The organism is Bradyrhizobium sp., assembly GCF_049691595.1.
In the GTDB taxonomy this organism is placed as follows: domain Bacteria; phylum Pseudomonadota; class Alphaproteobacteria; order Rhizobiales; family Xanthobacteraceae; genus Bradyrhizobium.
In genome coordinates, this window is sequence record NZ_JBAVNZ010000141.1 from 1 (window position 1) to 10935 (window position 10935).

General features: G+C 64.5%; 8 protein-coding genes. 5 read left to right on the forward strand and 3 right to left on the reverse strand.

The features are described from left to right. Positions 1–1263 (reverse strand): hypothetical protein (locus tag WCE35_RS06175; protein WP_424592461.1); only part of this gene is annotated, 1263 nt, incomplete at its 3' end. Between the two features lie 583 nt (positions 1264–1846). Here WCE35_RS06175 and WCE35_RS06180 point away from each other — a divergent pair. The 4 genes from WCE35_RS06180 (at position 1847) to WCE35_RS06195 (ending at position 8847) form a co-directional block, all read left to right on the forward strand. Next, the gene (locus WCE35_RS06180; protein ID WP_424592468.1) at positions 1847–3538 is read left to right on the forward strand and encodes a type I secretion system permease/ATPase; all 1692 of its coding nucleotides are present in this window, start codon (positions 1847–1849) and stop codon (positions 3536–3538) included. Continuing rightward, on the forward strand, positions 3535–5595 hold the full coding sequence (locus tag WCE35_RS06185) for an HlyD family type I secretion periplasmic adaptor subunit (protein ID WP_424592462.1): 2061 nt from the start codon (positions 3535–3537) through the stop codon (positions 5593–5595). Before WCE35_RS06180 ends, WCE35_RS06185 begins: the two co-directional genes overlap by 4 nt. Before the next feature lie 108 nt (positions 5596–5703). Beyond that, positions 5704–7575: a molecular chaperone HtpG gene (htpG, locus tag WCE35_RS06190; RefSeq protein WP_424592463.1), complete on the forward strand. Its 1872-nt coding sequence runs from the start codon at positions 5704–5706 to the stop codon at positions 7573–7575. Positions 7576–7692: 117 nt separating this feature from the next. Further along, on the forward strand, positions 7693–8847 hold the full coding sequence (locus tag WCE35_RS06195; protein ID WP_424592464.1) for a DUF3095 domain-containing protein: 1155 nt from the start codon (positions 7693–7695) through the stop codon (positions 8845–8847). A gap of 29 nt (positions 8848–8876) precedes the next feature. Here WCE35_RS06195 and WCE35_RS06200 read toward each other — a convergent pair whose 3' ends face one another. Both WCE35_RS06200 and WCE35_RS06205 read right to left on the reverse strand, forming a co-directional pair. Continuing rightward, positions 8877–9320 carry a DUF2147 domain-containing protein gene (locus WCE35_RS06200; RefSeq protein ID WP_424592465.1) on the reverse strand — a complete coding sequence of 148 codons (444 nt, stop codon included), beginning with the start codon at positions 9318–9320 and terminating at the stop codon, positions 8877–8879. 93 nt (positions 9321–9413) lie between these two features. Continuing rightward, positions 9414–9944 carry a GNAT family N-acetyltransferase gene (locus WCE35_RS06205; RefSeq protein WP_424592466.1) on the reverse strand — a complete coding sequence of 177 codons (531 nt, stop codon included), beginning with the start codon at positions 9942–9944 and terminating at the stop codon, positions 9414–9416. 170 nt (positions 9945–10114) lie between these two features. Here WCE35_RS06205 and WCE35_RS06210 point away from each other — a divergent pair, with 170 nt between their 5' ends. Continuing rightward, positions 10115–10711 (forward strand): superoxide dismutase, encoded by a 597-nt coding sequence (locus WCE35_RS06210; RefSeq protein WP_424592467.1) that lies wholly within the window; start codon positions 10115–10117, stop codon positions 10709–10711. Positions 10712–10935 lie beyond the last annotated feature (224 nt).

Consider the following 10935-nt stretch of genomic DNA (forward strand, 5'->3'; position numbering starts at 1 on the left):
GACCTGGGCAGCCGCCGCTACCAAGGCAGCGTTGCCGGTATTGAGACCTCTGATCATCGCGTCGACTTCCGCCCCGAGCGTGCTGTTCGGCGTCAATTCATTGTCGAAGCGCGCCCCGAAGATCCCACCCTGCGATTGGTCGAAGTCGGTTGCGTTCTTTTCGAAGGTCTGAAACTGGGTGATCAGGGCCTGGATCGCTTGCGCATCGCCCGACCCTACGAGCTGTATCGCCTGCTGGCCGAGGGTGTTGCCATCGGCAATGAAGTTTGCCCAGAAATTCGTTTGAGCGTCATTGTCCATGTATCTCGGCGTTGGGTTGAGCGCGTCCCCGAACGGCGTAAAGCCGGAAACGCCGCCCTGGTTTGCCATGTTCACGAGATTGGTATCGCCCTGGATGATGTCGATCATGTCCAGGAAATTGTCGTTGCTGCCCCTTCCCGCATCCGGGGATATTCCGGCCTGGGCGATGTAAGTTTTCTCGAGTTCGAGCTGCCGCATCACCGTGTCCGCATGGATGCCGGTGAGCCCGCCGAACAAGCTGGGGTTGGCGGTTATTAGCGCCTGCATGTCGGTGATGATCGCGTTGATGTCATCGGTGATGATCCCGGCATTGTCGGCATTCACGCCGCCAAGAATATGGTTCGCCGCGTCGTTGAAGATGACGCCGATCTCCGCGAGATTGGCGTGCGGCGCATTCGCGGCGGTGACGCCGTCCGCGAGCGTGGTCGGCGCTGCCAGGAAGCCGCTCGCGCCATTTTGCTTCGCCAAAGCCGCGAGGTTGGGATCGTTATTAACGACGTTGAGGATATCGAGATGGCTGGTGTGCAACGCCGTTTCGGCGGCCGCGACGCTGCTAAAAGCTCCGCCACCTTGGACCGAGGCAGCGGCGGCCGATAGAGCCGTCGTGATATCGGCTAGAATGGTCTGGACGTGGGTTAGGGTGTCGCCGGTAAACTGCCCGGCGTTCACCTCCGCCTGAAGCCCGTTCTTAACGGCGGTGAGATCGTTGGTATAGCGCACGATGCTGCCGTGCCCCTGACCACCTTCCTCCACCACGTTTTGCCAGAGACCGCCCTCAAGCGCGCGCGTGGCGTCATTGAAGGTCGCGCCGAGGTCCGAGAAGGCGGGAGCAGGTGCGGGAGGGGGAGTGGTGGCCGGAGGCGACGGCGGATCAGGGGTTACCACCGGCGGCGGCGATGGCGTACCGGGGTCGTTGCCTTGATCATGGTTGTGGCGATGATGATTACCGTGTGTCCGAGCCATTATTCGTCCCCTCTTGTTCTGTCGAAATTCTGTCGACACGCGTGAACTATCGGCGCAAGCGATCCCTAGAGCGCCGCGTGATCACGGGGTGAAGAGTTCTTCAGCTTCGTGGCGTCATTCGGCCGGTACCCGGGCCAATGCGCGGGAGAAGCAAGGTGATAGACGGTCGAATCCGTGACGCGCGTCTCGATCTGACCGACGGTCAGGCTCAAACGAGAGACAAATATGAAAGCTTGGAGGGTGGTTGTCGCGGAACTCTCATGTGTCACATCAGCGTGCGCAAAATTGACACGACCGACATGACGCACTCATCCAGTTAAGCATGACACCGCGACGCTCGTTTTATTCCACCACGCTGCGCAACAATCGGTCGCGTCGCAATCTCGCCGGAAAATGGTCGGTATCGCGGGTCAATGAGATTTGGTCGCCGATCGCGATATCGGTCGATGGGGAGGCGCGGTGCATGAGTGTTGAAAAGGGTCGTGCGCAAGCATCGGCTCCGTCTCCGGGGATTTCGAACTTGCTGTCGACGCTGGCTTGCGATGATCCCGTGGCGCTCGGGCTGCGCGAGAGCGTGCGGCGCATGGTCGGCGTTGCCGTGTTCAGCGGAGTCGTCAATGTTCTGATGCTGGCGGGCTCGCTTTACATGTTGCAGGTCTATGATCGGGTCATTCCGAGCCGCAACACCGCGACCTTGCTCGGTCTCTCGCTCATGGTGCTGTTCGCGTATCTGATGCAGGGATATTTCGACGCGCTGCGCGCGCGCATGCTGTGTCGCGTCGCGACGCTGTTCGACGCCGGCTTGCAGCAATCGATCCACATCGCGCTCGCCACGCTGCCGCTTCGCGGCGTCAAGCCGATGCTGATGCAGCAGCCGCTGCGCGATCTGGACCAGGTGCGCGGCTTCATGTCCGGCATGGGGCCGACGGCGTTCCTGGATATGCCGTGGATTCCGATCTTTCTCGTCACCCTGTTCCTGTTTCACCCGGCGATCGGCATGACTGCCCTGCTGGGCACCGCCGCGATCATTGCAATGACATTGCTGACCGAACGGATGTCGCGCGGGGCGGCGAGGGCGGCGATGGATTCCAGCGCCCATCGACAGGTGCTCGCGGATGCGACCCAGCGTAACGCGGAAGTCATCCGGGCGCTCGGCATGACCGACCGCTTTACCGCGCGCTGGTCGCAGGCCAATGAGCGGTATCTGCGGGAAAACATCCGCGCCACCGACGTCTATGCCAATCTCGGGTCGGGCGCGAAGGTGCTGCGCTACGTGCTGCAGTCGGGGATGCTGGGCATCGGCGCCTATCTCGTCGTGGTGGACAAGGCGTCGGGCGGCATCATGATCGCCTCCTCGATCATGATGGGACGCGCGCTCGCGCCGGTAGAGATCGCGCTCGGCAGCTGGAAGCAACTGGTCGCCGCGCGTCAGGGCATCGTGCGCCTGCGCGACATCTGCAAGGTTACCGCAGGCCCCCCGGCGCCACCGGTCGTGCTGCCGCGCCCCTCGCGCGAGCTTTCGGTGCAGGATCTCGCGGTCGCCGCACCGGGGTCGGACAAACCAATCGTCTCCAACATTTCGTTTTCGCTGAAGGCCGGCATGGGACTGGCCCTGCTCGGCGCCAGCGCATCGGGCAAGACCTCGCTCTCCAAGGCGCTGGTTGGAATCTGGCCGGCCCGGCATGGCGTGGTGCGGCTCGATGGCGCCGCGCTCGATCAATGGCGAAACGAGGATCTCGGCCGCTATGTCGGCTATCTGCCGCAGGAGGTATCCCTGTTCGACGGCACGGCGGCCGAAAACATCTGCCGGTTCGATGAGCGGGCGACCTCGGATGCCATCCTGAAGGCGGCGCAGATCGCCGGCGTCCATGACATTATTCTGCGGCTGCCGGAGGGCTATTCGACCCGGATCGGCGAAGGCGGCATGTCGCTGTCGGCGGGGCAGCGGCAGCGCGTGGGTCTGGCGCGGGCGGTGTTTGGCGATCCGTTCCTGGTCGTGCTTGACGAGCCCAATGCCAACCTGGATGCGGACGGCGAGAATGCGCTGACCCGCGCCATCCAGATCCTGCGCCAGAATAAATCCATCGTGGTCGTGATATCGCATCGGCCCAGCGCGTTGACCGCGTTGAACATGGCGATGGTGCTGTACGAAGGCAAGGCGATCGCGTTTGGCTCGAGCGAGCAGGTATTTGCGCGCGTTCGTAACGCGACCGGGCAGGCCGCGGACGCGAAAGCGGTTCGCCGCGCGCCGCTTGCCGAGGGCGTCGCGCCATGAGATCCGACGACGAGCGCATGCAGCGAAACGACGAGCCGGCGGATGAGCCGGGTGGCGGCGGGTTTGGACCGCAGGGCGCTGCGCTGATTCTCGAATTGCAGCGTCTGCGTCAGGCGTTCGAACATGAAGCACCGGACAAGCCGCGCGCGCCGCCATCGCGCCGCCCGGCGCACGATAGCGTGCATCCTGCGATACGGCCGCGGCCCCGCCCGCCGAAGCGGCGGCGGAAAGGAAAGATGGGGCGGGCGATCGAAGTCTGCCTGGAGCAGTTCGGTTTCGGCGCTGCCGCTCCGGCCGCGCGCCTGGACCGCCATGTCCACGCGCCGGATGCCACCCTGCAGCCGCGCCCGCCCGGCATCGCCGCGTCCCAACATCCGCTACCTATGGGTACTGTGAGACCAGGCCGGCCGGAGCGGTTCGGATCCGGTACGGCTGCGCCGCCCAAGCGCATGAGCGATCGCGTGCGCGCGCCGGGTGTCACCCCGCCGCCGCGCCCGCCCCGCGTCGCCGCGGCTGAAAATCCGATCCCGATCGATGCGGTGAGGCAGCGCCGGGAAGCTGCCCGACCGGAAAGCAGGATTCCGCCGACGCTTTTCGACGCGCCGCCCATGATGCTCCCGCGTCCCTCCGGTGAAGCCGTGTCAGGCACGGCGATGGGACAGTTGGTCGAGCGCTGCCGTGTCGGTCTGGTCGCCGGCGCCGCCTTTCTGATCCATCGCGACGGCCTCGCCGCCGATGATGGCGCGGCCGGCGACAGCCTGACGGCGCGGGCAAGACGGGCGTTCGAGGGAGAGCTCAGGACCGGGCTTCGGGTGCTGCTCGTCGCCGGCGGTTTGGCCGGCGGCTGGGCCGCGCTGGTGCCGCTGGCGGGGGCCGTCGTGGTTCCCGGCAATCTGGTCGTTCAATCGAACGTCAAGACCATCCAGCATCCGACCGGCGGGGTTGTCGCGGAGATCGCGGTCCGCAACGGCGTGCACGTGAATGCCGGCGATTTGCTGCTGCGGCTCGATGCAACCCAGGCGCAGGCCAGTCGTCAGGTGGTGAGCAAGCAACGCGACGAAATGCGGGCCAGGATCGCGCGGCTGGTTGTCGAACGCGACGGCTTGCCCGGATTTGAAGCACCGGCCGATCTCGCGGCGCGCTCCGATGACGCGGCGATCAAGGCTTTGCTGGCGTCGGAAGAGTCGCTGTTCAAGGCGAGGGCCAATGCGCGCCACAGTCAGATTGATCTGCTGCAAAGCCGGGTTTCACAGCTCGGCGAGGAGATTGCCGGCCTTGACGCCCAGGTCAGATCCAAGACCAAACAACTGGAACTGATTTCCGGCGAGCTTTCCGGAGTCCAGGACCTTTTTGACAAGCAGCTGGTCCCGCTGACGCGGCTCACGACCTTGCAGCGCGAAAGCGCACGGATCGAAGGCGAGCGCGGGCAGTTGATCTCGGCGATCGCCGAAACAAAATCGAAAATCGGCGAGGCCCAGCTTCAGATCATCCGGCTCGATCAGGATTTTCGCACCGATGTCGTGAAGGAGCTCGGCGAGGCACAAGGCAAGGAAGCCGAGTTCACCGAACGAAGCATCGCCGCGCAGGACCTGCTCGATCGCATCGAGATTCGCGCCCCCAATTCCGGTGTGATCCATCAGCTTGCCGCGCATACCCTCGGCGGGGTGATCCGGGCGGGCGACCCCATCATGGAAGTGGTGCCGGATTCCGATGAGCTGCAGGTCGAGGCGCGGCTGCAGCCGAACGACATCGACCAGGTTCGCACCGGCCAGCAGGCGCTGGTCCGCTTCACGGCCTTCAACCAGCGGCTGACGCCGCAATTGACCGGGCTCGTCTCCTATGTGTCGCCCGATACCAGCCGCGATCAGCAGACCAATGCGGCCTATTTCACCGTCAGGGTCACGCTGCCGGAGGAGGAACGCCGCCGGCTGGCCGGCCTGCAACTCGTCTCGGGCATGCCCGCGGAAGTTTTCATGCAGACGGCGAGCCGGACCATGATGAGCTATTTGTTCAAGCCCGTAACAGACCAGCTCCAGCGTGCCTTCGTCGAGCGGTAAGGTCCCCGTCACCACCTTTCGGCCCTGCGCAAATATTGCTACCTGAGACGGCATTGCTATATCGGGTTTCGCCCGATTGCCCATTTACCTTTTGCCGCGAGCCATCCCATGACCGCCACCACCACCGCCGCCGAATCCCAGCCGTTCCAGGCCGAGGTCGCCGAACTGCTGCACCTGATGGTGCACTCGGTCTATTCGGAGACCGATATTTTCCTGCGCGAGCTGATTTCCAACGCGTCCGATGCCTGCGACCGGCTGCGCTATGAGGCGATCGCCGCGCCCGAGCTGATCGCCGATGGCGCGCCGCCAAAAATCCGCATTGTGCCGGACAAGAAGGCCAACACGCTTTCGGTCGTCGATAGCGGCATCGGCATGGACCGGCAGGAGCTGATCGACAATCTCGGCACCATCGCGCGCTCCGGCACCAAATCGTTCCTCGCGCGCCTGACCGAGGCCAGGGACGGCGCCGGCCTGATCGGCCAGTTCGGCGTCGGCTTCTACGCGGCCTTCATGGTCGCCGAGCGCATCGTGGTCCTGAGCCGCCGCGCCGGCGCGGACCAGGCGTGGGTCTGGTCGTCATCGGGCGGCAGCGGATTTGAGATCGCGCCGGCCGGCGAGGAAGATGCCAGGCGCGTCACCCGCGGCACCGAAATCGTGCTGCACCTGAAAAAGGAGGCGCAAAAATATCTCGAGACTTACGAGATCGAGCGCATCGTCCGCGCCTATTCAGACAACATCCAGTTTCCGATCGAACTTCAGCCGGAGGAGGGTGAGCCGCGCCAGATCAATTCGGCGAGCGCGTTGTGGCAGCGGCCGAAGTCGGAGCTCACGCCGGAGGACTACAGGCAGGCCTATCAATCGATCGCAGGCGCCTTCGACGATCCGGCGATGACGCTGCATTATCGCGCCGAAGGGCGGCAATCCTACGCGGTGCTGCTGTTCTCGCCCTCGACAAAACCGTTCGATCTGTTCGAGCCGGCGCGCAAGGGCAAGGTCAGGCTCTATGTCCGTCGCGTCTTCATCGCCGACGACGCCGATCTGCTGCCCGCCTATTTGCGCTTCATCCGCGGCGTGATCGACAGCGAGGATCTGCCGCTCAATATTTCCCGCGAGATGCTGCAGAACAATCCGCAGCTTGCACAGATCCGCAATGCCGTCACCGGTCGCGTGATCGGGGAACTGGAAAATCTCGGCGACAAGGCGCCGGAAGCTTTCGGAAAGATCTGGGACGCGTTCGGGCCGGTGATCAAGGAGGGCATCTGGGAGGATTACGAGCGGCGCGAAAAGTTGCTGTCGCTGTCGCGTTTCACGACGACCGCGGGCGAGAAGCGCTCGCTGAAGCAATATGTCGACGATCTCAAGCCGAACCAGACCGAGATCTATTACCTCACTGGCGAGGGCATCGAGCGGCTGAAGTCCAACCCGAAGCTCGAATCCGCCACGGCGCGGGGCATCGAGGTGCTGCTGTTGACCGATCCGGTGGACGCGTTCTGGACCGCGGCGCCGCTCGATTTTGGTGGCAAGCCCTTGAAGTCGCTGAGCCAGGGCAACGTCGATTTCGCCCTGATCCCGCTTTTGGACGACAAGGCCGATGACAGGAAGCAGGAAACCGATGCGGACGAGGCGGCCACCATCGCCGTGATCAAGGACGCGCTCGGCGATCGCGTCTCCGACGTGCGGGCGTCGCGGCGGCTGACCTCGAGCGCGTCATGTCTGGTGGCCGGCGGTGACGGGCGCGACCGCGCGCTGGACCGGCTGCTGGCGATGCAAAACAAGGGTTCGGCCACCAGGCCGGTCCTTGAGATCAACCTGCGCCATCCGCTGGTTGCGGCGATTGCCGGAGCGAAGGACGCGGCGGCGGATCTGTCGCTGCTGCTGCTGGAGCAGGCGCAAATCCTCGACGGCGAATTGCCGGAAGATCCGGCCGCCTTCGCGGGCCGGCTCAATCAGCTGGTGCTGCGCGGGCTCGCGAAGGGGTAGGGGCTGAGGTTCAAGCGCCAAAGGCGGGGATTTTCCAAAGGATCCCGACGCCGGCTTTTTTGAACCGAATTCGGGGCTTCCGCCGTATCTCATGCGAAACGGGGTAATTTGACGCGCATGACCACGTCCGATGGCAGCGACGCTTTCTACGGCGGCATTCCGGTCTTTCGCGGCTTTGGCAGCCTGATGGACCCGGCGCTCTATGCGCCGTTGCCGGACGACTGGACCGTCGGCGTCGCCGATATCGTGGAATCGACCAAGGCGATCGCGGCGCAGCGCTACAAGGCGGTCAACATGGCCGGCGCCGCCGTCATCGCGGCGGTGACCAACGCGCTGGAAGGACGGGAGTTTCCGTTCGTGTTCGGCGGCGATGGCGCCAGTTTCGCGGTGTCGGCCGGCGATCTCGGCCGCGCGCGCGAGGCGCTGGCGGCGACCGCGACCTGGGTCGGGGAAGACCTCGATCTGGTGATGCGGGTGGCGCTGGTGCCGGTTACCGCGGTCCGCGCGCAGGGCCTCGACATTCGCCTCGCCCGCTTCGGGCCGTCGCCCAATCTGTCCTATGCGATGTTTTCCGGCGGCGGCCTCGGCTGGGCGGAGGCCGCGATGAAGCGCGGCGAATTCGCCGTGCCGGCGGCGCCGTCAGGCACGCTGCCCGATCTGACCGGACTGTCCTGCCGGTTCGAGGAAATTCCCTCCGCGCGCGGTCTGATCCTTTCCGCGCTGGTGGTGCCCGCGCAAGGCGCCGATCCGCGCGCCTTCCGCACGGTGATCGAGGACGTCATCGATCTCGTCGAGCAGAGCCCGGATGCGGGGCGGCCGGTGCCGTCGGGCGGCCCGCCGCTCAAATGGCCGCCGTCCGGCAACGAATACGAGGTCCGCGCCATGCGCGGCGGATCGCGCTTCAAGCGCCGCGCGCTCGTACTCGCAACCACGCTGTTTGCCTATGTGGTCATGCGCTTCGGCATCAGCGTCGGCGGCTTCGTGCCGAACACCTATGTGCGGCAGGTGGTGGAGAATTCCGACTTCCGCAAATATGACGACGGATTGCGCATGATCCTCGACTGTACGCCGGAACTCGCGCGCGCGCTGACGCAGCGTCTGGCTCGGGCCGCTTCAGATGGAATCGTGCGATATGGCCTGCACAGGCAGGACGCCGCGATGATGACCTGCTTTACGCTCTCGGCACTGCGCAGCGATCACATGCATTTCATCGACGGCGCCCGCGGCGGCTACGCCTCCGCGGCGACCGCGCTGAAGGCGACGGCGGCCTGAGCTGACCCACGCTTTCGGACGAAGTTGCGTCAGCGCCCGACCCGCGTCCAGGTCTCGCCGCCGCAGAGCGCGCCGACGCATCCTTCGACCCGCAGCGTATCCGGGCCGGACACGGAAATATGGCTATTGTAGCTGTTGCCGTCATCGGCATTGTAGATCGGGCCGGACCATTTGTCCGGACCGGCGGGAAGCATGCCGCTGAACAGCGACAGTCCGATCACCGGACGTTTCGCCAGCGTCGGGTTGGGATTCTTGTCGTCAATTTGAGGTTTCCCGGTGGCGGGGTCAATCGGCTCCTTCAGCCCGACGATGACCCCGCAAATGCCGCCGCCGCATTTGCTGACCTTGACCCTGGCGTCGCCGGCCTGGGTCAGCCAAGTGCCGGTCGGCGCGCTCTTCGTCTGCGCCCGCGCGCAGGGTGAGGCGAGCAGTGTCGCCACGATCACGGCGATGGAACCGAATTTGCAGGCCATTGGCGGTCTCCGGAAAACGCGCGCCTGCATAACAACAAATCAGATTTCTGCAATGCCATATTCGCGTGGTCGCGCGATCATTTTTTTCAGCGGTCACCATGGCAGGCCGCACAGGTCGATCGTGCCGCGCAGCGGCGCCTGCCTGATCTTGTGGACATAGGGCGCGATGGCGCTGAAGGGGACGCGGCCCTGCGGCGGCTGTTCGGCAAAAATTTCGCCCTCGAACGGCCGCCAGCCGCGGCTGGCATAGAACGGCGCGTTGTGCGGCTCGCAGAACAGCATCGCGAAATCGGCCGAGCCCTCGTCTTTCAGCGTCCGGATCGCGGCATCGAGCGCGACGCTGGCATAGCCGCGGCGCCGGTGGCCTTCGCTTGTCGCGACCCCGCCGATGCCGCCGGCGCGCATTTTCCGGCCGTTCCACATCACTTCCCGGCGAAAGATCCCGACATGGCAGACCAGGCCATCCGGCTCGGAGTGCACCAGCACCCGCAGGTCGGCATGGGCGAAGACCACATCGCCCCAGGGCAGCCTTGCCAGCACATCGGGTGGCCAGACCGCGTCGAACAGCGGCTCGACGAGCGGCCATGATGCGTCGCCGTTCAGGACGTCGATTTCGATGCTCATTGCCTTATCCTCGTCCCCAAGCGCGAAACCTGTCTGTCATACGCGGGCCACGGTCGGTAGTTACGCAACGCCCCCGCGGCCCTTGCGAAATTGCGGTGTTTAACCGCGGCGGAACCTTCTATAAGAGGGTCCCGTTAGTCCCAGTCTCCCATCATTTCGGACATCACCCCATGACCTTCACGCTTCCCGATCTGCCCTATGCCCATGACGCCCTCGCGCCCCATATGTCCAGGGAAACGCTGGAATACCACCACGACAAGCACCATCAGGCCTATGTGACCAACGGAAACAACGCGATCAAGGGGACCGAATTCGAGGGCAAATCCCTCGAGGAGATCGTGAAGGGTTCGTTCGGGAAGAATCCGGCGGTGTTCAACAATGCCGGCCAGCACTACAACCACATGCATTTCTGGAAATGGATGAAGCCGGGTGGCGGCGGCAGCAAGCTGCCGGGCCGGCTGGAAAAGAAGATCAACGAGGACCTCGGCGGGCTGGAGAAATTCAAGACCGATTTCGCCGCCGCCGGCGTCGGCCAGTTCGGCTCCGGCTGGTGCTGGCTGTCGGTCAAGAACGGCAAGCTCGAAATCTCCAAGACGGCGAATGGCGAGAGTTCGCTGGTCCATGGCGCAACCCCGATCCTCGGCTGCGACGTCTGGGAGCACTCCTACTACATTGACTACCGCAACCGCCGTCCGGACTATCTGAAGGCGTTCGTCGATCATCTCGTCAACTGGGAATATGTCGACGAGCTGTTCGGCAAGGCCTGATCGCTTCGCGTGACGCTGGTTCGGGGCGGCAGCTTTGGCTGTCGCCCTTTCATTTGCGCGTGCCGCGATGCTTGCGGTGAGCGAAAGCTTGCGGCACAAGTGCAAAGTCGGGCCGGTCGCGGGTGGGGGCAGGTGACAAGCTATTTGCTGGTTTTCTTCGGTGGCGGACTGGGCGCGATGCTGCGGCATCTGATCAACGTCGTCTGCGCGCGTTGCATCGGCAC